We start from the raw sequence: 21,952 nt of genomic DNA on the forward strand, positions 1-21,952 counted from the left end.
GGCTCCGGCTCTCGCGCCGAAGCCTACTGTGGCCGGGAAGCGCGCGGTCTGGCCCCGTCGTACCCGTTCTGTTCCGTACGGCGTGCGGGAGCGGCTCCGTCAGGGCGACGGAGCCGCTGGCCGCGAGGGGAGCCGGACCGGCGGTGTCAGCCGACCACGCCGCCGAACAGTCCGCCGTGGGCCATGCCCAGAAAGAACCCGAGGGCGGCCGCACCCATACCGATGATCAGCGGGAACCTCTCCCGCGTGGTCGCGGAGATGTACTGGCCGTACGCCCCCGTCAGGATGCCGATGAGACCGGCCCACGAGCTGAGCAGATGCAGGTTGTGGAACATCGCCGATACGAAGGCGAGGGCACCGAGGATCAGCGTGATCACCACGAGGGCGTTCTGCCGCGGATGCGGCCTGCCGTCGGTCGCGAAGAGGGAGACGGTGGGGCGGGTCCGCGTTGTCTGTGCCATGGAGTACCTCCTGGCCGATAGGCGGCGTCTCGTGGCGCCGCTCACACCCGATGTGTACAGACTGCGTCCCTTGACCACCGGATTTCAACCGGAAGCCGGTCTACGGGTACTCTGGTGGGTCTGCACCGGTGTCTGCCCAGGCCAGCGCGGTCCGCCCCCTCCTCGCGGAGGGTGTTGTCAGTGGCGGCTGTTTTATTCGGGCACCGTTGCTCAACGCATCACGACCCTCCTGCCACGGAACGACCGTGGCCGCTGAGTCCAAAGGAGGTGGGTTCCACATGCGTCACTACGAGGTGATGGTCATCCTCGACCCCGATCTCGAGGAGCGAGCAGTCTCCCCGCTGATCGAGAACTTCCTCTCCGTCGTCCGTGAGGGCGAAGGAAAGGTTGAGAAGGTCGACACCTGGGGCCGTCGTCGTCTCGCTTACGAGATCAAGAAGAAGCCCGAGGGCATCTACTCGGTCATCGACCTGCAGGCCGAGCCTGCGGTCGTCAAGGAGCTCGACCGCCAGATGAACCTGAACGAGTCGGTCCTCCGGACCAAGGTCCTCCGTCCCGAGATCCACTGAGCTTTTAGCTCAGCGGTCATCGGGTCCGAGTAGCAGCAAGCAGCCAGAAGCAATCCCCGCCGAGAGGTTCACCCATGGCAGGCGAGACCGTCATCACGGTCGTCGGCAATCTCGTCGACGACCCCGAGCTGCGCTTCACCCCGTCCGGTGCGGCGGTCGCGAAGTTCCGCGTCGCGTCCACTCCCCGCATCTTCGACCGGCAGACCAATGAGTGGAAGGACGGCGAAGGCCTGTTCCTCACCTGCTCGGTCTGGCGGCAGGCGGCGGAGAACGTCGCCGAGTCGCTCACGCGCGGCATGCGCGTTGTCGTGCAGGGTCGGCTGAAGCAGCGGTCGTACGAAGACCGCGAGGGCGTCAAGCGCACGGTCTACGAGCTGGACGTCGAGGAAGTCGGCCCCAGTCTCAAGAACGCCACTGCCAAGGTCACCAAGACCACGGGTCGTGGTGGCCAGGGCGGCCAGGGTGGATACGGCGGCGGCCAGCAGGGCGGCGGTAACTGGGGCGGCGGTCCCAGTGGTGGCCAGCAGGGTGGTGGCGGCGCTCCCGCCGACGACCCGTGGGCCACGAGCGCTCCGGCCGGCGGCCAGGGCGGCGGGGGCCAGCAAGGCGGAGGCGGCTGGGGTGGAAACTCCGGCGGCTCCGGTGGCTCCGGCGGCGGCTACTCGGACGAGCCTCCCTTCTAGGGAGCTCGTACCCCCACTTCTTGATCACACAGGAGAAACACCATGGCGAAGCCGCCTGTGCGCAAGCCTAAGAAGAAGGTCTGCGCGTTCTGCAAGGACAAGACCCAGTACGTGGACTACAAGGACACGAACATGCTGCGGAAGTTCATTTCCGACCGCGGCAAGATCCGTGCCCGCCGCGTCACCGGCAACTGCACGCAGCACCAGCGTGACGTCGCCACGGCAGTCAAGAACAGCCGTGAGATGGCGCTGCTGCCCTACACGTCCACCGCGCGATAAGGGAAGGGTGACCGAATCATGAAGATCATCCTCACCCACGAGGTCTCCGGCCTCGGTGCTGCGGGCGACGTCGTCGACGTCAAGGACGGGTACGCCCGTAACTACCTGGTTCCGCGTGGCTTTGCCATCCGCTGGACCAAGGGCGGCGAGAAGGACGTGGCGCAGATCCGCCGCGCCCGCAAGATCCACGAGATCGCCACGATCGAGCAGGCGAACGAGATCAAGGCCAAGCTTGAGGGCGTGAAGGTCCGTCTGGCCGTTCGCTCCGGCGACGCCGGCCGTCTCTTCGGCTCCGTCACCCCGGCCGACATCGCCTCGGCGATCAAGGCCGCCGGTGGTCCGGACGTCGACAAGCGTCGCGTCGAGCTCGGCTCGGCGATCAAGACGCTCGGCGGACACCAGGTGTCCGTGCGTCTGCACCCCGAGGTCGCTGCGAAGCTCGGCATCGAGGTTGTTGCTGCCTGATCGGGCCGCACCTCAGCAGAACAGTGAAGGGCCGCACCTCTCGGGGTGCGGCCCTTCGCCGTTTCACGTGAAACACGCACCGGAAGAGACCGTGGTGAGCCGACGGATGAGTCGGTGCCATGAGCCCGCTCGCCCGCGGTCAGCGGGTCGCGCCGGTGACCAGCCATTTGCCCGAGCGGGTGCGGAGCCAGAGCGTCGCCATCCGCACGATCATCATCAGCGCCATCGCGCACCAGAGCGTGCCCAGGCCACCGCCGAGCGTGGGGACCAGGAGCGCCGCCGGGGCGAAGACGGCGAGGGTCACGATCATGGCCCAGGCCAGATAGGGGCCGTCGCCGGCGCCCATCAGTACGCCGTCCAGGATGAAGACGACACCGGCGATCGGCTGGGTGGCGGCGACCACCAGGAGAGCCGGGAGCAGGGCGTGCTGCACCGAGGTGTCACTGGTGAACAGAGGCACGAACAGCGGGCGGGCCAGAACGATCAGCACGCCCAGGACCACCCCGGACGCGACGCCCCACTCCACCATGCGGCGGCAGGCCTCGCGCGCCCCCTGGGCATCGTTCGCCCCCAGATAGCGCCCGATGATGGCCTGCCCCGCGATGGCGATGGCATCGAGGGCGAAGGCCATCAGGCTCCAGAGCGAAAGGATGATCTGGTGCGCGGCGATGTCGGTGTCGCCGAGCCGGGCGGCGACCGCGGTGGCGATGAGCAGGACGGCGCGGAGCGACAGTGTACGGACCAGGAGCGGCACGCCCGCCTGGGCGCAGGCTCTGATGCCCGCGGCGTCGGGGCGCAGGGACGCGCCGTGTCGCCGGGCCCCACGCACCACGACGAAGAGATAGGCGGCGGCCATCGCGAGCTGCGCGATGACCGTGCCCCAGGCTGAACCGGCGATGCCCAGGCCGGCGCCGTAGACGAGGCCGACGTTGAGGGCGGCGTTGGCAGCGAAGCCGCCGATGGCGACGTAGAGCGGGGTACGGGTGTCCTGGAGGCCCCGGAGCACGCCGGTAGCGGCCATGACCACCAGCATCGCGGGGATGCCGAAGCTGGAGATCCGGAGGTAGGTGACGGCGTAGGGGGCGGCGGTGTGGGAGGCGCCGAACACATCCACGAGCCAGGGGGCCAGGGGAAGCGTCACGGCGATGACGCCGAGACCGAGCAGGAGCGCGAGCCAGATGCCGTCCATGCCCTGGCGGATCGCGGAGGCCAGATCACCGGCGCCGACGCGGCGGGCGACGGCTGCCGTGGTGGCGTAGGCAAGGAAGACGAAGATGCTCACCGCGGTGGTCAGCAGTGCGGCCGCGACGGCCAGACCGGCCAGTTGCGGGGTGCCGAGGTGGCCGACGATCGCGCTGTCGACCATGACGAAAAGAGGTTCGGCCACGAGTGCGCCGAAGGCCGGGACGGCGAGCGCGATGATCTCGCGGTCGTGCCGCCGACGACGGGACGACGGGGTCCCCGGTGCCTGGATCATGGCAGCCAATCTAATCTTCCACAGGTAACAGATGCAATCCTCTTGGGGTCCTTACATTTGCTCACCGGTGGCTGTCCTCTGTGCGTGACATGCCGCGTTCTCGGCGCGGCTCGGCAACTTTTTCTCCCCCACAGCCGGTGGATGGGGAAATCGCAGGTCACGACGGTGATGGGGGAGCCGCTATGAGTTTGTCCACAGTGCTGTCCCCCGCTCCGTGCACAGGTTCTGCGGAGTTCTCCACAGCATCTGGTCCGTCGTCCACAAGGCCTGTGGATAACCAGATTGGCTGACGGTGCGGAGCCGCCTACCGTAGTGCGGCGCCCCCACCCCGTTTCGGCTCTGCTACCACGCGGAACTCGACACACCGGAACCGGAGTCGGGGGTCTTGTTTGTCGGTGCCGTGCCGTAAGAAAGAGTGGCACGGTGAGGTCCGCGGAGCGGACGGGAGGAGGTGGCCGGGTGAGCATTCCCGAACCCTTGGACGACCCTTGGGCCGACACCGGCCCCAGTGACCGGCTGCCCGTCTCCCGTCAGCGCCGGGGTGAGGACCGGGACCGGGGTGAGCGGCACGACCGCGGCCGGGACAGCCAGGACTGGGAGGGTGGCTCCTCGGGATTCGAGCGGGTGCCGCCCCAGGATCTCGACGCCGAGCAATCCGTCCTCGGCGGGATGCTCCTGTCCAAGGACGCCATCGCCGATGTCGTGGAGATCATCAAGGGCCACGACTTCTACCGCCCCGCGCACGAGACCGTCTACCAGGCGATCCTCGACCTCTATGCCAAGGGCGAGCCGGCCGACCCGATCACCGTGGCCGCCGAACTGGTCAAGCGCGGCGAGATCACCAAGGTGGGCGGGGCTCCGTATCTGCACACCCTGGTCCAGTCGGTGCCGACCGCGGCCAACGCCTCGTACTACGCGGAGATTGTTCACGAGCGGGCGGTTCTGCGACGGCTCGTCGAGGCCGGTACGAAGATCACGCAGATGGGATACGCGGCCGACGGCGACGTCGACGACATCGTCAACTCCGCGCAGGCCGAGATCTACGCCGTCACCGAGCAGCGCACCAGCGAGGACTACCTGCCGCTCGGCGACATCATGGAGGGCGCTCTCGACGAGATCGAGGCGATCGGTTCCCGCAGCGGTGAGATGACGGGTGTGCCCACGGGGTTCACCGATCTCGATGCCCTGACCAACGGCCTCCACCCGGGCCAGATGGTGGTCATCGCGGCCCGTCCCGCCATGGGTAAGTCCACGCTCGCGCTGGACTTCGCACGCGCCTGTTCCATCAAGAGCAACCTCCCCAGCGTGATCTTCTCCCTGGAGATGGGGCGGAACGAGATCGCGATGCGTCTGCTGTCCGCCGAGGCGCGGGTCGCTCTGCACCACATGCGTTCCGGCACGATGACGGACGAGGACTGGACGCGGCTCGCCCGGCGCATGCCGGACGTCTCCGCGGCCCCGCTCTACATCGATGACTCCCCCAACCTCTCGATGATGGAGATCCGGGCGAAGTGCCGCCGCCTCAAGCAGCGCAACGACCTCAAGCTCGTGGTCATCGACTATCTGCAGCTGATGCAGTCCGGCGGCTCCAAGCGCGCCGAGAGCCGCCAGCAGGAAGTCTCGGACATGTCGCGAAACCTCAAGCTGCTGGCCAAGGAACTGCAACTGCCGGTCATCGCGCTCTCCCAGCTGAACCGTGGCCCCGAGCAGCGCACCGACAAGAAGCCGATGGTCTCCGACCTCCGCGAATCCGGTTCCATCGAGCAGGACGCCGACATGGTGATCCTGCTGCACCGTGAGGACGCCTACGAGAAGGAGTCTCCCCGCGCCGGCGAGGCGGACCTGATCGTGGCCAAGCACCGAAACGGGCCGACGGCGACGATCACGGTCGCCTTCCAGGGCCACTACTCGCGCTTCGTGGACATGGCGCAGACCTGATCGGACCGCTCGTGGGGGCTCGGACGCCGATAGGGCACACCCGGCCGGGCCCGTGGGGCAGCGGGGCGCCGCTCAGCGTCTCGTCTCGTACCTGGTCAGGACCACACCGCCGGGAAACGTCCGCGTCTGAACCAGGTTCAGGTTCACCCAGCTGTCCAGTGCGGTGAAGAACGGTGTGCCGCTGCCCACCAGGACCGGGTGGGCGGCGATCACGTACTCGTCGATCAGTCCGGCGCGCATGGCCGCCCCGGCGAGCGTCGCGCCGCCGATGGTCATGGGGGCGCCGTCCTCGGACTTGAGCCGGGTGATCTCGGCGACCGCGTCGCCGGTGACCAGGCGGGTGTTCCAGCCGACCGTGTCGATCGTCGAGGAGAACACCACCTTTGGCTTGTTCCGCCAGGTCCGGGCGAACCCGATCTCCGCCGGGGTGGCATCGGGCTGCTGGTCGCCGGTCGGCCAGTAGGAGCTCATCGCCTCCCACAGCTTGCGCCCGTAGAGCGACGGGCCACTCGCCTGTTCGTGGTCGAGCCACCACTGGAACAGCTCCTGGCTGGGCGGCCCGCTCCAGCCGATGTCGTCGCCGGCCGCGGCGATATAGCCGTCCAGGGTCAGGTTCATGCCGTAGATCAGTTTCCGCATGGCCCAGCCTTCCGTCCGTGGGTGTCCGGCGTTCAGACCAGCGTGGCTCGGGAAACTCATCGGTGCACGATCTGGGCTCGCCGGTGGTCCTCGGGCCCGGGGCTCAGCGGGGTGTGCTCGGGCCCTCCGTGGCGGGCGCACCGTCGGCTGCGAGCCGTTGTGTGATCCGGTCGAACAGGTCCGTCAGCGGCGCACCGATGTCCTGGCCGAACTCGGTCAGCCCGTAGGTGACTTGGGGCGGCGTCGTCGGCTCGACCTTCCGCCAGACCAGGTCGTCCTGGACCAGCGCGCGCAGTGTCTGGGCGAGCATCTTCTCGCTGATGCCCCGGATGCTGTCACGCAGCTCGTAGAACCGGAGATCGGTGCTCCGCAAAGAGATCAGCACCCAGATGCCCCACCTGCTGGTCACATGGTCGACCACGTCGCGCGCAGGGCAGTCGGTGTGAAACACGTCATACCCGTTGCCCGTCTCGGCCCGTGTCAGCTGCGCACCTTCAGTCATGTCCGGAGCTTACCTCTGGGTATGTTCTTACGAAAAGTAAGCCCGCCTCCTAGCGTCAATGACCGCAGTGCACAACGGCTAGGAGCTGAACATGATCGTGGTGACCGGAGCTACCGGAAATGTGGGCAGGCCTTTGACGCAGGCCCTGGCCGACGCGGGCGAGCAGGTGACGGCGGTGTCACGGCATGCGGCGGCCGTGCCGGACGGGGTCCGGCACGTGTCGGCCGACCTGGCCGAGCCGCAGGGCCTCACTTCCGCTTTGGAGGGGGCGAAGGCGTTGTTCCTCCTGCTGTCCGGCGACCTGCACGCCCCCGGAGCCAGGCCGGCCGACATCATCGACCTGGCGGCTTCCCACGGGGTCCGCCGAGTCGTCCTGCTGTCTTCGCAGGGCGTGGCGACCAGGCCGCTCGGCCCGTCCCGGGTCGCGATGAGCGCGGTGGAGGGCGCGTTGAGGGAGTCCGGCCTGGACTGGGCCGTCCTGCGACCGGGTGGCTTCGCCTCCAACGCCTTGGCATGGGCGGAGTCCGTCCGCACGCAAGGGATGGTCGCCGCACCGTTCGGCGATGTCGGGGTCCCCGTCGTCGATCCGGCGGACATCGCCGAGGTCGCGGCGGCCTGCCTGCTGGACGACCGGCACAATGGTGGAGTCTTCGAGCTGACCGGGCCCGAGGTGATCACGCCACGTCAGCAGGCGGCGGTCATCGCCGCCGCGCTCGGCTCGCCGGTGCGGTTCCACGAACTCACCCGCGAGGAGGCCAAGGCCGCGATGACCCGGTTCGTGCCGCTGGAGCTCGCGGACGACACCCTGGACATCATCTCCGCCCCGAACCCCGCCGAACTGCGCATCAGCCCGGACGTGGAACGAGTCCTCGGTCGCGCTCCGCGTCGCTTCAGCGACTGGGTTGCCCGTAACATCGCCGCTTTCCGCTGACGCACGACTCCGCTGAACGCGTGCCGGGCGGCCACCGAGGCGGTGTGACCACCTGTTAGCTTGCGCGGATGGAAGATCTGGGAGCTGTCCCTTGGCCACCCGAGCCGATCAGAACCGGCAGGCTCGTGCTTCGCGAGCCCGAGACCCGGGACCGTGAGGCGTTCATCGAACTGCTCGCCTCGCCGGAAGTTCACACCTACCTCGGCGGCCCCCGGCCGCGTGACGAACTGGAGCGCGAGATACCCGGGGCGCCGGGGCGGTGGCCCGGGAGCTTCGCCGTCGATCTCGACGGGGCGATGATCGGGCAGATCCTGCTCAGGAGGGCACCGGGGCACCACCGTCCGGCGGCTGCGGGAAGGGTTGATCTCGGTTACCTGTTCCTGCCGCGGGCGTGGGGGCGTGGTTACGCCGCCGAGGCGTGTACGGCGGCACTCGACTGGTTCGCCGGTGTGCTCCCCGGTGAACCAGTGGTGCTCGCCACCCAGACCGCCAACGCCCGCTCGATGCGTCTCGCGGCGAAACTGGGGTTCTCCGAAGTGGAACGGTTTGAGGCCTGGGGCGCCGAGCAGTGGCTCGGCATGTGGTCCCCGGGCGCGCCATCCGGTTGAGTGCGCTATCGAAACGTCGTGGGTCGCGACCTCACGGGCGCACGGGAGCGGTATCGCGGCCGGCACGCCACGAGGTTCGTCGCGCTCAGGAAACGGAGTCGCCATACGGTGGCTCGGACGGTAGTTGTTGACGATGACTTCTCCTGCTGAACAGCTGCTTCCCGGTACCCGGCGCGCATTGCTGCACCGCGTCGCCACCGCCCAGGCCGAAGGCCGTACCCCCTCTCTGACCGCCGCCGTCCAGAGGCAGGGGCAGATCGTCTGGGACGGCTCCCGCAGCTGTGTCGACGGCCATGCCCCCGACTCCGACACGCAGTTCAGGATCGGATCCATCACCAAGACGTTCACCGCGGTAATGGTGCTTCGGCTGCGCGACGAGGGGCTTCTCGATCTGTCCGACCCGCTGGAGAAGCATCTGCCAGGCACCGGGACGGGTGACGTCACCCTTCGTCAGCTGTTGGGGCACAGCGCCGGTCTCGGAGCCGAGACGACGGCGCCCTGGTGGGAGCGGACTCCCGGCAGCCTTCGCCCCACCCTGGCGGACGTGCTGGGTGGGCAGATCGCTATGCACCCGCCCGGCAGCCGCCACCACTATTCCAACCCGGGCTACACCCTGCTCGGTGCGCTGGTGGCGGCCGTACGAGGGGCGTCCTGGGAAGAGGTACTGCGCCGTGAGGTGCTGGAGCCCCTCGGTATGCACCGCACGACTCCCCGGCCGCAGGCTCCGCACGCGGGTGGCTGGGCGGTCCACCCCTGGGCCGATGCCCTGCTGCCCGAACCGGCGGAGGACCTGGGCCTGATGGCGCCTGCCGGGCAGCTCTGGTCCACCACCGCCGACCTGCTCCGCTTCGCGGCCTTCCTCGCCGAGGGGGACGACCGGGTGCTCTGCGCCGCGTCGGTGGAGGAGATGAAGCAGCCTTCGACGCCTCCGGAGCGGGGGGACTGGAACGGGTACTACGGCCTGGGGCTCCAGGTGATCCGGAGGAAGGGCCGCACCTTCATCGGACACACGGGCTCGCTTCCCGGCTTCCTGGCCGCTCTCTGGGTCAGTGCCGAGGACGATGTGGCAGCCGTTGTGCTCGTCAACGCGACCTCGGGGACGGCGATCGGTGAGGTCGCCGCCGACTTGGTGGACATTGTCGCCGAGGCCGAACCTCGCATCCCTGAACCGTGGCGACCCCTCCCCGAGATCGACGCGGAACTCCTTGCCCTGACCGGTCCGTGGTACTGGGCGACGCGCGCCAATGTCCTGCACCTGGCGGCCGACCGCGGGTTGGAGCTTCGTCCGGTCAACGGCCAGGGCCGGGGCGCCCGTTTCACCGCACGTCCCGACGGCACCTGGATCGGGCTGGACGGCTACTACGCGGGGGAGACCCTGCGCATCGTGCGGAACGACGACGGCACCGTGAACCACCTCGACGTGGGGTCGTTCGTCTTCACGCGTGAGCCGTACGAGCCGGCGGCTGCCGTGCCCGGCGGGGTGGACGAGGCGGGGTGGCGGGGCCTGGGGGACTGAGAGCCGCCTGTTTCACGTGAAACAGGCGGCTCGGTTGCTCAGGCCGTCAACTCCCGCTCCAGAGGGGTCCGGAAGCGCGGTGTGACCCGCGCCTCCCCCACCCATGCCGACAGCCGGGAGGCCTCGGCCTCGATCGCCGTCGAGGCCTCCCGGCCGACGTCCGTCAGCAGTCGCCAGACCGGCTCGCCGTCGCCACGCTGCGCCCAGCCACCGACGATCCCGCCGTCCCACCACACCGTGGGGCCGATGTTGCCGGAGCGGTCGAAGAGGGCCGCCCGGTGCTCGGGCGGCAGATGGAAGCCGCGGTCCGCCCAGCCCATCGCGCTCGGGTCGAGCGCGGGCAGCAGAGCCGCCCACGGGTCGGGCGCCGACTCCGGCCCCGCGTCCCCGGGTGCGACCCAGGCGCCGGCTCCGCCGTCGAGTCGTACTTCCTCGGCCTCGACCTTCGCCAGCGCCGTGCGGACATCGCGGGTCCCCCAGCCGGTCCACCACTTGAGGTCGGCCTCGGTGGCCGGTCCGTACGCCCGTAGCCAGCGCAGGGCCAGTTCCGCCTGGGCCCTGGCCGTCTCCTCCACCGGGCGTGGCCGGGCAGGTGCCCAGCGGAACTGGCTGGAGGTCCAGGAACCGCGTGGCCGGTCCCGGCGGATCTTCCCCTCTGCGGCCAGCACACGGATCACGCGGGTGGCGACTCCCTGGACCGCCTCCTGCTTCTTCCCGGGAAACAGCGTGATCTTGGTGCGGAGTGCGGCCACGCCGGCGGCGAGTTCGCTGCCGGATGCCGGGCCGCTGCGGTCGAGGAACGCGAGGGCGCTTCGCTCCGCCTCGTCCAGCCAGTGCTCGTCCAGGCCGTTGCCGTCCTCCTTCAGGTGCTTGAGCAGGGTCCGGCGCTCCTTCGCGGCCACAGCGCGTGCGTTCGCGGCCTCGACCCGGGGAGCCAGCTCATCCGATACGACGAAGAGGGTGTTGCGCATGGAGAGCATCCGCACCAGCGAGAGGTCCTCGTAGAGGCATCCCTCCACTGCGGCGACGCCGGGGTCGGAGAGCCGGGCGCAGACGGACAGGAAGACGGTGGCCGCATCGGTCGCATGGAGGGCGACGAGAGCGTCGGCCACCGCGACAGGGGACTGGGCGCGTGCTTCCGAGGCCAGCAGATGGCGGCGGCCGATCCGGATACGCCGTTGTTCCTCACTGATGCGTTGCAAGGCGGCTCCTCGGGGATGCGGCCGGAGAGGCGGGGTCAGAGAGCCAGCTTGAAGCCCACATGGCTGGCCACGAAGCCGAGCCGTTCGTAGAAGCGGTGTGCGTCGGTGCGGGACACGTCGGAGGTGAGCTGAACCAGTTGGCAGCCCTGCCGGCGTGATTCGTCCACGGCCCACTGGATCAGCTGGGTGCCGAGGCCGCTTCCGCGTTCGTCCGCGTGGATGCGGACGCCCTCGATCACGGAACGGGTCGAGCCGCGCCGGGAGAGGCCGGGGATCACTGTCAGCTGCAGGGTCCCGACGATCCGGTCCGCGCGCACGGCGACCATCATGCGCTGGTTCGGATCGTCCGCCAGCCGTCGCAGCGCGGCCCGGTAGGGGGTGAGGTCGTCCGGCGACTCGCGCAGGGCTCCCAGCGGATCATCGGCGAGCAGGGCCACGATCTCGGCCAGGTCGTCGACGGTCGCAGGGCGTATGTCCAGATCGCTCATGATCCGCAGCCTACGCAGTCGGGCACGGTTACGCGGGAATGGCCTTCAGTTCCTCGACCGCCCGTACGAGCGGGGCCAGCTCGGGGTTCCGGGCGGCCTCGTCGAGCGCGGCGCGGAGGGCACTGTCATTGGTCGGCCGGGCCTCGGCGAGCAGGACGAGCCCGTCATCGGTGACATCGGTGTAGATGCCCCTGCGGTCGGTGTCGCAGAGGTATCGGGTCAGCAGCCCGCGATCTTCGAGGCGGGTGACCAGGCGTGTGGTGGCGCTCTGGCTCAGTCCGACGGCATCCGCCACCTGCTTCATCTGCAGGTGGCCACCCGGTCCGTTGTGCTGTCGGCTGAGCACGTCCAGCAGGGAGAACTCCCGCACGCTGAGGCGGTGACCGCTCTGAAGGGCCCGTTCGACTCGGGTCTCGATCTTGCCATGGAGCAGGGAGAGAGCGATCCAGCCCTGGGAGAGGGCGGTCAGGGCCGGGTCCGTCGCTGTCATGGGTCTCTCCTCCGTGCCGGAGCTGCGTACGTCCAGAATAGCCGACGACCGCAATAGTCGGCGCTTGCAATTAATGAGCGTCTGCAATTATTGTCAACGCTTGTAAGGGGCAGTCGCAATCTCTTGGGAAGGTGAAACCCATGCCGCTCGCGCTCCTCGCTCTCGCCATCGGGGCATTCGGTATCGGCACGACCGAGTTCGTGATCATGGGCCTGCTGCCCGAGGTGGCCGCCGATTTCCAGGTCACGATCCCGGCGGCGGGATTCCTCGTCACGGGGTACGCGCTCGGCGTCGTCCTGGGCGCACCCCTGATGACCGTGCTCGGCACGAAAGTCAGCCGCAAACGGATGCTGATGATCCTTATGGGCCTCTTCGTCGTCGGCAACGTGGTCACCGCGACCGCACCCGTCTTCGAAGTGATGCTCGCCGGCCGAGTGGTCGCCTCACTCGCCCACGGCGCCTTCTTCGGCATCGGATCAGTGGTTGCGGCCGGTCTGGTGGCCCCGCACAAGAAGGCCGGCGCCATTGCCCTGATGTTCACCGGGCTCACCGTCGCCAATGTCGTCGGAGTGCCGCTGGGCACCTTCATCGGTCAGCACGCCGGCTGGCGGACCACGTTCCTCGTCGTCGCGGCGCTGGGTGTCGTCGGTCTGCTCGGGGTCGCCCGGCTCATTCCCGAACAGCCCCGCGCCGAGGGGGTCAGGCTGCGCCAGGAGCTCGCCGCCTTCCGTAACGTGCAGGTCCTTCTGGCCATGGCGATGACGGTGCTCGGCTTCGGCGGTGTATTCGCCGCGATCACCTACATCACGCCGATGATGACGGGGACCGCCGGATACTCGTCCTCCGCCGTCACCTGGCTGCTGGTCCTCTTCGGACTCGGCATGGTCGGCGGCAACCTGGTCGGAGGCAGGTTCGCCGACCGCCACCTCATGCCTCTGCTCCAGGTCTCGCTGGGCGGCCTCGCCGTGGTGCTGGCGCTGTTCACCCTGACCGCCCACAACAAGATCACGGCAGCCGTCACCATCGTCCTGATCGGCGCTCTCGGATTTGCGACCGTGCCCCCGTTGCAGAAGCGGGTCCTCGATCAGGCAGCGGGAGCCCCGACCCTGGCCTCGGCCGTGAACATCGGCGCCTTCAACCTGGGCAACGCGCTCTCGGCATGGCTGGGCGGGCTCGTCATCGCCGCCGGTCTCGGCTACACCGCGCCCAACTGGGTCGGCGCGGCGCTCGCCGCCTCCGCACTGGTGCTCGCCGTCGTCTCCGGCACGCTGGAGCGTCGTACGGCCACCCGGAGCCGCCTCGTCGCCACTCACCTCCCGGAGCCGGAGGCGGCCCCCGCAGTCCGAAGCTGACGGCGGGACCGCGGCGACGGGTCCCTACCCTCCCCGCGAGCAGGCCGGGACGAGGGCCGGGCGTCAGCCCGTCGCCAGGCTCAGGGGGCCGAAGTACCGGGCGCGGTCCCCGTGCCGGCGCCCGCCGAGGACCATCTCGGTGGTCTCCGAGTGGGGCCGCAGCCCGCACGCCCCGACCCAGTCGAGCAGCTCGTCGTGCCGGGCATCGATGTCCACGCGCAGTGGCCGGTCCGTCGCCGCGGCCAGCGAGGTCACGAGCGCCTTGGCCGTAGCGGTGTCCCTTGCGGCCAACGGCCCGACCGCGTGATTGTCCGCGCTGGGTGAGAGCGCGGCGTACCCGATCAGCTCCCCGTTCACCTCCGCCACCCGAAGATGGTCGGCGAAGGCCGGCAACCGGGTCAGCAGGTGGGTGCGGTCGAGCCCGAAGGCGCCCGAGTCCAGTTGCACCATGGCCCGCAGATCCCCGGCCGAAGCAGGCCGGACGACAAGGCCCGTACTGCCGGGCGGTTGCGCGCCACCGGAACCCGCTGAGCCGGATTCCGTGGTTGGCCGGAAAGTCCCGCTCAAACGAACGGTCCGCCCCACCGGGACGAAACCGAGGTCCTCGTAGAGGGGCCGCCCCGACGATGTCGCGTAGAGGCTGAGCGGGGTGCCCCCGGCCGCCTCGATCACCCTCTGCATCAGATACCGGCCCACGCCCCGCCGTGCATGGCGGCCGGCTACCAGCAGCATGCCGACGGCCGCCAGTTCAGGGCCGTACGAGACCATCACACAGCTCGCCATCAGGCCTTTACTGTCGGGGTCGTCGATGCCGTAGCCCGTCCCGGCGGCCAGGAGCAGCGCCCAGCGCTCCTCGTCGCGCGGCCAGCCGCGGTCCTCGCTGAGGTCGGCGCAGGGGACCAAGTCGTCCCGGGTGAGGCGCCGGATGGGCAGGTCGGTCAGCGGGCGGGGCAATGAGCTGGACATACGGGCCAGGCTGTCCGACCGGTGATCGCCCGTCCACCGCTTTACCGGATCTGGCCGAGACGCGCAGCCGAAAATCGCCCCGGCGGACGGGAGCCCGACCGGTTTCACGTGAAACATGGTGCCCGATGGCGCAGAACCCGGCGGCGCGGAACACGGCAGCTAGGGGCTCAGGCCGAGGGGGGCGGTCGAGGCGAGCGGACCAAGTCGAGCAGCCACCGAGGAAGCAGCCGCATCAGCCCAGATCGCGGGCGTGCAGGGCGCGGACCCCCTCGATGTTGCCGTCCAGGTAGTGCCGCAGCGAAAGCGGCACGAGATGCACCGCGGCGATCCCGACCCGGCTGAATGGCACGCGTACGACGTCGTACTCCCCGCAGGGCTTGTCGACCTCGGGACCGTGCCGCAGGGTCAGGTCCATGGAGTCGAGGCGGCAGACGAAGAAGTGCTGGACCTTGACACCCTTCACCCCGCCCTCCTCGATGTGTTCCACGGTGTCCACGAAGCAGGGCACCACATCGGTGATCTTGGCGCCGAGCTCCTCGTCGACCTCGCGATGCAGAGCGTCGACGACGGTGGCGTCCTCCGGTTCGACCCCTCCACCCGGCGTGACCCAGTACGGATCCACTCCGGGCTTGGTGCGCTTGATGAGGACGAGGTCGTCGCCGTCGAGCAGGATGGCGCGTGCGGTGCGCTTGACCACAGGACGTTCGGTCATGGCAAGAGCGTGGCCCACGGGACCGGTTCTGAAACACCCCGGGGCTTTCGGGCGCCCCAGAGGTCACCAGTCGGCCGCGGCGCGCAGAAGCCACTCGTGCGCTCGGGCGAGATGCGGAAGCGCGAGCGTGCCGGTCCGTGCCGCCAGGAAGTAGGTGCGCAGGGGCGGGACCGGCGGGTCGAGGAGCGCCACCACCTCTCCCCGTTCCAGCGCGTCCTCGCACAGATAGCGCGGCAGCACGGCGAGCCCGGCGCCCGCAGCCGCGCACTCCAGGACCGCCCTCAGGTCCGGAGCGATGACGGCCCCGGCGGCCGCGGGCGAACTGTCGAAGACCGCGGCCCAGTAGCGAGAGACGAGTGGCAGGCTCTCGTGCACCTCGACCACGGGCAGCTGCTCCAGGACCACGGGGCCGTTGCGCCTCAGCGTTCCCGGGCCCAGCCGTCCCGCCCAGCGCGGGGCGGCGATCAGGACGTGTTCCTCGTCGCAGAGCGGAGTGGCGGTGAGCAGTTCGCCGCGAGGCCGGGCCGTCACGACAGCCAGGTCGTGGTGGCCGGCGGCCAGGCCCTCCAGGGTCTCGTCCGTATCGGCGGAGAACGAGCCGCGCAGCGCGAGGCCCTGGGCGATCAGCGGGGTGAGCGCGGGCAGGACCCGTAGGGCGAGGAATTCGGGCGGCCCCGCCAGGTGCAGCGTCCGTACCCCGGTCTCCTCGTCCAGGTCGGTCTCGGCGATCTCGACGAGCGCGTCCAGATGGGGAGCGGCCCGGTGCGCGAGTTCGTCGCCGATCGTCGTCGGGGTCACCCCGCGAGCCCTGCGCAGGAAGAGTGGGCGGCCCAGCTGCCGTTCCAGGGTGCGGATCTGGGAGGTCACGGCGGGCTGAGAGAGGCCGAGGAGCGCGGCGGCGCGGGTGAAGGAGCCGGCCCGGTGCACGGTGACGAAGGTACGTAGCAGCGCCAGATCCACGCTCCGTCCCCTCCCGCCTCACCTGGTGACGCATCCGACTGGACCCGAACAACTATAAATTTGTCGATAGGTCGCTGCCGCTACTGTGATTGGACACTGACGCAGAGTCAACTAGCCTTGTCGAGGCGGTTCTTCACGCGGTGAACGCGGCACATGCCGGCGGACGCGGGGGACCGGGGCGGTCCGAGCCACGAGGGGGGAGGCTCGGACCGCCCGTACCGCACCGCGCGACCGGATCGGGGCGGGCGGTCAGTTACCGCCGGTGGCCTCGGCCAGCGCCTGCTCGACATCGGCCACCAGGTCGGAGGCGTTCTCGGCGCCGACGGAGAAGCGGATGAACCCTTCCGGTACGGCGTCGCCACCCCAGCGGGCCCGCCGCTCGGCGGTGGACCGTACGCCGCCGAAGCTGGTGGCGTCCTCGGCCAGATGCAGGGCCGAGAGGAAGCGTTCCGCGGTCTCCCGGTCGGCCAGCACGAACGACACCACCGAGCCGAAGCGCCGCATCTGCTCGACCGCAGTCGGGTACGAGGCATCGGTGGCCAGGCCCGGGTAGCGCAGCCCGGTCACGTCCGGGTGGGCGCGGAGTGCTTCGGCGAGGGCGAGGGCATTGGCGCACTGCCGCTCGATCCGCAGTTCCAGCGTGGCGAGCGACCGGTGCGCGAGCCAGGCCTCCATCGGGCCGGGGATCGCGCCGACAACCTTGCGCCAGCGGCGTACCCCTGCGGCGAGATCGGCATCGCGGCAGGTCACATGGCCGAGCAGGAGGTCGCCGTGGCCGGTCATGCCCTTGGTGTCACTGGCCACCGAGAAATCGGCCCCCAGCTCCAGCGGGCGCTGGCCGAGAGGGGTGGCGAGGGTGTTGTCGACGGCCACCAGCGTGCCGCCCGCGTGCGCGGCCTCGACGAGCCGTCGCACGTCGCAGACGTCGAGCCCCGGATTGGAGGGCGTCTCGATCCACAGGAGCTTCGCCCCCTCCAGCACGGCCAGCTGCGCATCGCCCCTGGTCGGGGCGGTCCGTACCTCGACCCCGTACGCCTCCAGCTGGGCCCGAAGCAGCGGCAGCGCCTGGTAGCCGTCGTCGGGCAGGACGACGGCGTCGCCGCTGCGCACCTGGGACAGCAGGACGGCCGAGATCGCGGCCATGCCGGAGGCGAAGACCGTGGTGTGCACGCCCTCCCCCGGTGCTTCCAGCTCCCCGATGGCCCGTTCCAGATGGGTCCAGGTCGGGTTGGTGTCCCGGCCGTAGGTGTAGGGGCCGGTCGGTTCGCCGGACAGGTGGAAGTGCGCGGCGAAGACCGGGCCGGGGAGGGTGGGCTCGTACTGCTGCGGTTCCGGCAGGCCGGCTCGTACCGCACGCGTTCCTTCGCCCATGGTGCTCATACCTTGTCCTCGCTTCTCTCCCCCGGCCGGTCACCGGTTCCTGCCCGCACTTTCGCAGGTGGTCGCGGATCAGTCCTCGTCGGGCAGGACGACGTTCAGCGCCCAGGACACGATCGAGACGATCAGGCCACCGAGTACGGCTGTCCAGAAGCCGTGGACGTGGAAGCTCAGATCGAACACATCGGCCAGCCACGAGGTGAGCAGCAGCATCAGCGCGTTCACCACGAGGGTGATCAGACCCAGCGTGAGGATGAAGAGGGGAAGGGTGAGCACCTTCACAATGGGCTTGACGACGAAGTTGACCAGGCCGAAGATCAGCGCGACCAGGATCAGGGTCAGGGCCTTGCGGCCGGTGCTGCCGCCGTCCAGCGTGATGTCCTGGAGCAGCCAGATGGCCACGGCCAGAGCACCCGCGTTGGCGATCGTCTTGACTACGAAATTCTTCATGTGTCTGATCGTGGCAGACATGATCGGTGGCGGACACCGGCTGGACAGAGGCAAGGGGCGGACGGGCCATGAAGGCATTCAGGCTGGACGAACTGGAAGCGGAACGGGCCGCCAACGACGGTGCGTACCTGCAGTTCCTCCGGGAGCGGAACATGTCGGTCGGCCTGTACGCCCTGAACGCCGGCGAGCTCGACCCGCAGCAGCCACACAGCCAGGACGAGGTCTACCTCGTGGTCAGCGGGCGCGCGTCGATCACCGTCGGCATGGAAACCACACAGGTGGGAAGAGGAAGTGTCGTGTATGTACCTGCCGGCACCGCCCACAAGTTCCACCACATCACCGAGGACCTGCGCGTGATGGTGGTCTTCTCGCCGCCCGAGGGCTGACCCCTGAGACCGGTCCTCCGGGCGGCCGGTCTTCCTTCGGGGTTCCCTAGGGGATCGATCAGGGGAGTTCAAGGGCTTCCCGAGCCCCGGTGGCCACCCTTTCGCCTCTAGCATCGAAGCAGGAACTCACAGAGACGAGGTAAGGACGATGGCCGTGCGGGAGATATTCGCTGGTATGCCCTGGTGGGTGAAGTGGATCGCGGTGCCCGTGATCGCGATCGTCGTGTTCGGCGGACTGATCGCCAGCGTGGTCGCGTTCGTGGTGGGACTGCTCTTCAAGATCCTGATCTTCGTGATCCTGGTCGGCGGGCTCGTCTTCCTCGTACGGAAGTTCATGTCGTCCTCCGGCTGGTGACCGCACGCCCGAGGGGCGATTAGCCCAGGTGGGCTAAGGGAAAGGCGAATCGGCACCCGGTCGCAATGCTGCCGATACAGTGACAGTCAGCTGTCGCCGCCTGGGAAAAGCGCCGTTAGTCACCACCCCTGACCAGTGGTTTTACGGGATCCGGCCTTCGGACCCCCAGGTCTGCGACAGACCTGTGGGGGAGGCCCCCACGGGCGGGCTGACCGCCCGTCACCACGCCTGGGGGTGACCGTTGACCACGGCATCGAGTAGGGCTGTTCCGACGTTGATCGGGTCGGTGCAGCGGGCGCTGAGACTGCTGGAGGCTGTGGGCACCCATCGCGACGGGGCCCCGGCCAAACAGCTCGCGAGAGAAGCGGGGCTTCCCCTTCCCACCGCCTACCACCTGTTGCGGACCCTGACCTATGAGGGGTATCTGCGCCGGGAGAACGGCGTCTTCCTCTTCGGCGCCGCCGCGGAGCGCCTGGTGGGCGACGGCGCTCTGCCGAGCCGTCGCGGCACGATGGCCCAGTCACTGAGCCGCTGGCGGGACGTCGTCGGAGCCCCCGTCTACTGCGCGATCTACCGTGAGGGCGAGATCGAACTCCTCGCGGTGGCGGACACCCCCGAGGCGCCCGCGGTCGACGAGTGGGCTGCCTTCCGGGAGACCGGCCACGCACACGCGATCGGCCAGTGCCTGCTGAGCCGGCTCGACGAACGGGCCCGCGAGGATCATCTGGACCGGCATCCGGTCCGTCCGCTGACCCGGTACTCCGTGCGCGACCGCGCGGCCTTCCTCGCGCGGCTGCGGTCGCTGGAGCGTACGGAACCGGTGATCGAACGTCAGGAGTACGCCCTCGGCACGGTCTGTGCGGCGATTCCGATCACAGCCGGATTCACCGCCGCCGCGATGGCCATTTCGGTACCCCTGGAACAGGAAGAACGGTTGCTCCCCGCAGTCGAACGACTACGTGGCGAAGTGGCCAGCCTCTTGCGTTCGTTCGTGTTCTCTATCAGTATCTGAAAAATCACTCCTTGTGATCTGCTATCGCGTGCACCACGATGGCGTCAATAGGGCCATGGGGGATCATTCCTGGCCAGATTCATCTACTGCGGGGTTGAACGATGCGCGAGTCGGTTCAAGCTGAGGTCATGATGAGCTTCCTCGTCTCCGAGGAGCTCTCATTCCGTATCCCGGTGGAGCTCCGGTACGAAGTGTGCGATCCGTACGCGATCCGGATGACCTTCCATCTGCCCGGCGACGCCCCCGTCACCTGGGCCTTCGGCCGTGAGCTGCTGCTCGACGGCCTCAACAGCCCCAGCGGAGACGGCGATGTACACATCGGGCCGACCGAGCCCGAAGGGTTGTCAGATGTCCATATCCGGCTGCAGGTAGGCGCCGACCGGGCGCTCTTCCGGGCGGGCACGGCGCCCCTGGTCGCCTTCCTCGACCGGACGGACAAGTTGGTTCCGCTTGGCCAGGAGTGCACTCTGGGTGATTTCGAGGGCAATTTGGAGGAGGCGCTGGGGCGCATTCTGGCCGAAGAGCAGAACGCCGGCTGACGAGGGCCGTGTCCTCAGGGCCCCTCATGCCGCTCGAACACGACACCTGCCGAACGGGTGAATCACGCTCCGTGTTCCGGTCAGGGCTTCGCCCGCCGGCGCCGTCCCCTTCCGCTCCGCACGGGTGCCGAAGCTCCGGCTTCCGCGCCGACCCCCGTGCGGTCCGCGGAGACGACCAGCGCCGCGAGCGCGGTCGTCACCGGCACGGAGGCGACCAGTCCGATCGAGCCGACCAGCGTGCGCACGATCTCCTCCGCCACCAGCTCGCTGTTGGCGACCGTCCCCACGCTGCTCTGTGCGACCGAGAACAGCAGCAGGAGGGGAAGCGCGGCGCCCGCATAGGCGAGCACCAGGGTGTTGACCACCGAGGCGATGTGATCGCGTCCGATCCTGATGCCTGCCCGGTAGAGCTGCTTCGCACTCATGGTGGGGTTGGCCTGGCGCAGTTCCCAGACCGCCGACGTCTGGGTGACCGTTACGTCGTCGAGCACGCCCAGGGAACCGATGATGACGCCGGCCAGCAGCAGGCCGCTCATGTCGATGTGCGGATACAGGCCGTGGATGAGGCCGGTGTTGTCGTCGGTGTTCCCGCTCAGGCTCGCCCAGCCGATGAACAGCGAGCCGAGCAGCCCGATCAGCAGCAGTGAGATCAGGGTGCCGATGACGGCGACGGAGGTGCGGGCGGTCAGCCCGTGGCAGATGTAGAGCGCGATCAGCATGATCGCGCCTGCCCCGACGACCGCCACCAGGAGCGGGTTCGAGCCCTGCAGGATGGCCGGAAGGATGAACAGGGTCAGCACGGCGAACGACAGGGCGAGCGCGACCAGGGCCATCACTCCGCGCATCCTGCCCACGAGCACCACCGCGAGGGCGAAGATCCCGGCCAGCAGTACCAGAGGGAACTTCCGGTTCACGTCCGTCACGGAGTACTGGAGGTCATGGGGTGCGTCGGGGGCGTACGCCACCACCACGCCCTGCCCCTTCCGTAGCTGCCGGGGAGCGTCCGGCTGGACGACCTCGATGAATCTGCGCCCCTGGTCCGGGCCGCTGGTGACTTCGACGGTGGCCTTCTCGCAGAGGTTCTTGCCGGTGGACCGGTCCTCGGCGGGCGGGGTGGTCTCGCCGCTGACGGGGAGCTGAGCGGCGTTCACGTCCTTGCAGTCGACCTTGACGACGCTCACCACCTTTCCCTGCTGGGTCTGCCGGTCGAAACCGACACCGGTCCGTTCGTGCGCGGGCGCACCACCCGGCCAGAGCGCCACGAGACCGACGAGCACGGCGGCCGCGAACGGGATCAGCACGGCGGCGATCACCTTGCGCAGATGGGCGGACACGGGTGCGGCGGGGCCATGGCTGTGCGTATGGGTGTGCTGCTGATGGCCCTGCGGTTCTGAGTCGCGATGAGGGGGCGTCACCGGCCGATCATCGCAAGAAGAAGGAGGCCCCCTGTTCAGGTCGCCCCGACGACCGCTAGCGTGGTGGCACCTTTGCACACGCGGGAGCTCGGAGCACCGGGCTGAGAGGGCGCTGACCGCCGTACGACGACCGTACGGGGCATGCTGCGCCGACCGCCGAACCTGTTACCGGGTAATGCC

Annotated in this window: 26 protein-coding genes; 13 read left to right on the forward strand and 13 right to left on the reverse strand. The window is 69.1% G+C overall.

Going from position 1 to position 21,952, the window contains the following annotated elements:
• Window positions 1-146: 146 nt before the first annotated feature.
• Window positions 147-461 carry a hypothetical protein gene (locus P8A18_RS16580; protein ID WP_306055506.1) on the reverse strand — a complete coding sequence of 105 codons (315 nt, stop codon included), beginning with the start codon at window positions 459-461 and terminating at the stop codon, window positions 147-149.
• Window positions 462-739: 278 nt separating this feature from the next.
• Between P8A18_RS16580 and rpsF the strand changes: the two genes are divergently transcribed.
• From rpsF to rplI, 4 genes are all read left to right on the forward strand, one after another.
• Complete coding sequence (gene rpsF, locus P8A18_RS16585) at window positions 740-1,030, forward strand: 30S ribosomal protein S6 (RefSeq protein ID WP_018101872.1); 291 nt, start codon at window positions 740-742, stop codon at window positions 1,028-1,030.
• A gap of 74 nt (window positions 1,031-1,104) precedes the next feature.
• On the forward strand, window positions 1,105-1,713 hold the full coding sequence (locus P8A18_RS16590) for a single-stranded DNA-binding protein (RefSeq protein ID WP_306055508.1): 609 nt from the start codon (window positions 1,105-1,107) through the stop codon (window positions 1,711-1,713).
• 42 nt (window positions 1,714-1,755) lie between these two features.
• The gene (rpsR, locus tag P8A18_RS16595) at window positions 1,756-1,992 is read left to right on the forward strand and encodes a 30S ribosomal protein S18 (protein ID WP_003967857.1); all 237 of its coding nucleotides are present in this window, start codon (window positions 1,756-1,758) and stop codon (window positions 1,990-1,992) included.
• A gap of 18 nt (window positions 1,993-2,010) precedes the next feature.
• On the forward strand, window positions 2,011-2,457 hold the full coding sequence (gene rplI / locus P8A18_RS16600) for a 50S ribosomal protein L9 (protein WP_306055510.1): 447 nt from the start codon (window positions 2,011-2,013) through the stop codon (window positions 2,455-2,457).
• A gap of 139 nt (window positions 2,458-2,596) precedes the next feature.
• Here the strand turns inward: rplI and P8A18_RS16605 are convergent, their stop codons facing one another.
• A complete protein-coding gene (locus P8A18_RS16605; protein WP_306055512.1) occupies window positions 2,597-3,934 on the reverse strand; it encodes an MATE family efflux transporter in 1,338 nt (445 codons plus the stop codon).
• Window positions 3,935-4,411: 477 nt separating this feature from the next.
• Here P8A18_RS16605 and dnaB point away from each other — a divergent pair, with 477 nt between their 5' ends.
• Window positions 4,412-5,872: a replicative DNA helicase gene (gene dnaB, locus P8A18_RS16610; RefSeq protein ID WP_306060951.1), complete on the forward strand. Its 1,461-nt coding sequence runs from the start codon at window positions 4,412-4,414 to the stop codon at window positions 5,870-5,872.
• 72 nt (window positions 5,873-5,944) lie between these two features.
• Here dnaB and P8A18_RS16615 read toward each other — a convergent pair whose 3' ends face one another.
• Together P8A18_RS16615 and P8A18_RS16620 are read right to left on the reverse strand one after the other, a co-directional pair.
• A complete protein-coding gene (locus tag P8A18_RS16615) occupies window positions 5,945-6,511 on the reverse strand; it encodes a dihydrofolate reductase family protein (RefSeq protein WP_306055514.1) in 567 nt (188 codons plus the stop codon).
• Window positions 6,512-6,614: 103 nt separating this feature from the next.
• Window positions 6,615-7,013: a winged helix-turn-helix transcriptional regulator gene (locus P8A18_RS16620; RefSeq protein ID WP_306055516.1), complete on the reverse strand. Its 399-nt coding sequence runs from the start codon at window positions 7,011-7,013 to the stop codon at window positions 6,615-6,617.
• A 91-nt stretch (window positions 7,014-7,104) separates the two neighbouring features.
• On the opposite strand from P8A18_RS16620, the gene P8A18_RS16625 reads away from it, so the two are divergent.
• The 3 genes from P8A18_RS16625 (at window position 7,105) to P8A18_RS16635 (ending at window position 10,068) form a co-directional block, all read left to right on the forward strand.
• The gene (locus tag P8A18_RS16625) at window positions 7,105-7,944 is read left to right on the forward strand and encodes an SDR family oxidoreductase (RefSeq protein WP_306055518.1); all 840 of its coding nucleotides are present in this window, start codon (window positions 7,105-7,107) and stop codon (window positions 7,942-7,944) included.
• A 68-nt stretch (window positions 7,945-8,012) separates the two neighbouring features.
• The gene (locus P8A18_RS16630; protein ID WP_306055520.1) at window positions 8,013-8,552 is read left to right on the forward strand and encodes a GNAT family N-acetyltransferase; all 540 of its coding nucleotides are present in this window, start codon (window positions 8,013-8,015) and stop codon (window positions 8,550-8,552) included.
• Window positions 8,553-8,685: 133 nt separating this feature from the next.
• Window positions 8,686-10,068 carry a serine hydrolase domain-containing protein gene (locus P8A18_RS16635; RefSeq protein ID WP_306055523.1) on the forward strand — a complete coding sequence of 461 codons (1,383 nt, stop codon included), beginning with the start codon at window positions 8,686-8,688 and terminating at the stop codon, window positions 10,066-10,068.
• 38 nt (window positions 10,069-10,106) lie between these two features.
• Here the strand turns inward: P8A18_RS16635 and P8A18_RS16640 are convergent, their stop codons facing one another.
• The 3 genes from P8A18_RS16640 to P8A18_RS16650 are packed head-to-tail and all read right to left on the reverse strand — an operon-like array spanning window position 10,107 to window position 12,248.
• Window positions 10,107-11,270 (reverse strand): winged helix DNA-binding domain-containing protein, encoded by a 1,164-nt coding sequence (locus tag P8A18_RS16640; protein WP_306055525.1) that lies wholly within the window; start codon window positions 11,268-11,270, stop codon window positions 10,107-10,109.
• Window positions 11,271-11,305: 35 nt separating this feature from the next.
• Entirely contained in the window at window positions 11,306-11,758 is a 453-nt protein-coding gene (locus P8A18_RS16645; RefSeq protein WP_306055527.1) for a GNAT family N-acetyltransferase, read from the reverse strand.
• Window positions 11,759-11,786: 28 nt separating this feature from the next.
• Window positions 11,787-12,248, reverse strand: coding sequence for a MarR family winged helix-turn-helix transcriptional regulator (locus P8A18_RS16650; protein WP_306055529.1), 462 nt, complete (start codon window positions 12,246-12,248; stop codon window positions 11,787-11,789).
• Between the two features lie 140 nt (window positions 12,249-12,388).
• Here P8A18_RS16650 and P8A18_RS16655 point away from each other — a divergent pair, with 140 nt between their 5' ends.
• The gene (locus P8A18_RS16655; RefSeq protein WP_306055531.1) at window positions 12,389-13,600 is read left to right on the forward strand and encodes an MFS transporter; all 1,212 of its coding nucleotides are present in this window, start codon (window positions 12,389-12,391) and stop codon (window positions 13,598-13,600) included.
• A 63-nt stretch (window positions 13,601-13,663) separates the two neighbouring features.
• On the opposite strand, the gene P8A18_RS16660 is transcribed toward P8A18_RS16655, so the two are convergent.
• The 5 genes from P8A18_RS16660 to P8A18_RS16680 all read right to left on the reverse strand — a co-directional run bounded on the left by P8A18_RS16660 (window position 13,664) and on the right by P8A18_RS16680 (window position 18,065).
• Window positions 13,664-14,566 carry a GNAT family N-acetyltransferase gene (locus P8A18_RS16660; protein ID WP_306055533.1) on the reverse strand — a complete coding sequence of 301 codons (903 nt, stop codon included), beginning with the start codon at window positions 14,564-14,566 and terminating at the stop codon, window positions 13,664-13,666.
• Between the two features lie 232 nt (window positions 14,567-14,798).
• Complete coding sequence (locus tag P8A18_RS16665; protein ID WP_306055535.1) at window positions 14,799-15,278, reverse strand: NUDIX domain-containing protein; 480 nt, start codon at window positions 15,276-15,278, stop codon at window positions 14,799-14,801.
• Between the two features lie 63 nt (window positions 15,279-15,341).
• Window positions 15,342-16,238, reverse strand: a complete 897-nt coding sequence (locus P8A18_RS16670) for a LysR family transcriptional regulator (protein ID WP_306055537.1) — start codon at window positions 16,236-16,238, stop codon at window positions 15,342-15,344.
• Between the two features lie 249 nt (window positions 16,239-16,487).
• Window positions 16,488-17,618: a cystathionine gamma-lyase gene (locus P8A18_RS16675; RefSeq protein ID WP_306055539.1), complete on the reverse strand. Its 1,131-nt coding sequence runs from the start codon at window positions 17,616-17,618 to the stop codon at window positions 16,488-16,490.
• Between the two features lie 69 nt (window positions 17,619-17,687).
• Window positions 17,688-18,065, reverse strand: coding sequence for a phage holin family protein (locus tag P8A18_RS16680; protein WP_306055541.1), 378 nt, complete (start codon window positions 18,063-18,065; stop codon window positions 17,688-17,690).
• A 68-nt stretch (window positions 18,066-18,133) separates the two neighbouring features.
• Here P8A18_RS16680 and P8A18_RS16685 point away from each other — a divergent pair, with 68 nt between their 5' ends.
• The 4 genes from P8A18_RS16685 (at window position 18,134) to P8A18_RS16700 (ending at window position 20,357) form a co-directional block, all read left to right on the forward strand.
• Window positions 18,134-18,451: a cupin domain-containing protein gene (locus P8A18_RS16685; RefSeq protein ID WP_306055543.1), complete on the forward strand. Its 318-nt coding sequence runs from the start codon at window positions 18,134-18,136 to the stop codon at window positions 18,449-18,451.
• A 148-nt stretch (window positions 18,452-18,599) separates the two neighbouring features.
• The gene (locus tag P8A18_RS16690) at window positions 18,600-18,806 is read left to right on the forward strand and encodes a DUF5326 family protein (protein ID WP_026250050.1); all 207 of its coding nucleotides are present in this window, start codon (window positions 18,600-18,602) and stop codon (window positions 18,804-18,806) included.
• A 241-nt stretch (window positions 18,807-19,047) separates the two neighbouring features.
• The gene (locus P8A18_RS16695; protein WP_306055545.1) at window positions 19,048-19,818 is read left to right on the forward strand and encodes an IclR family transcriptional regulator; all 771 of its coding nucleotides are present in this window, start codon (window positions 19,048-19,050) and stop codon (window positions 19,816-19,818) included.
• Between the two features lie 101 nt (window positions 19,819-19,919).
• Complete coding sequence (locus tag P8A18_RS16700) at window positions 19,920-20,357, forward strand: SsgA family sporulation/cell division regulator (protein WP_114245561.1); 438 nt, start codon at window positions 19,920-19,922, stop codon at window positions 20,355-20,357.
• 80 nt (window positions 20,358-20,437) lie between these two features.
• Here the strand turns inward: P8A18_RS16700 and P8A18_RS16705 are convergent, their stop codons facing one another.
• On the reverse strand, window positions 20,438-21,772 hold the full coding sequence (locus P8A18_RS16705; protein ID WP_306055547.1) for a YibE/F family protein: 1,335 nt from the start codon (window positions 21,770-21,772) through the stop codon (window positions 20,438-20,440).
• Window positions 21,773-21,952 lie beyond the last annotated feature (180 nt).

The organism is Streptomyces sp. Mut1, assembly GCF_030719295.1.
Classification (GTDB): domain Bacteria; phylum Actinomycetota; class Actinomycetes; order Streptomycetales; family Streptomycetaceae; genus Streptomyces; species Streptomyces castrisilvae.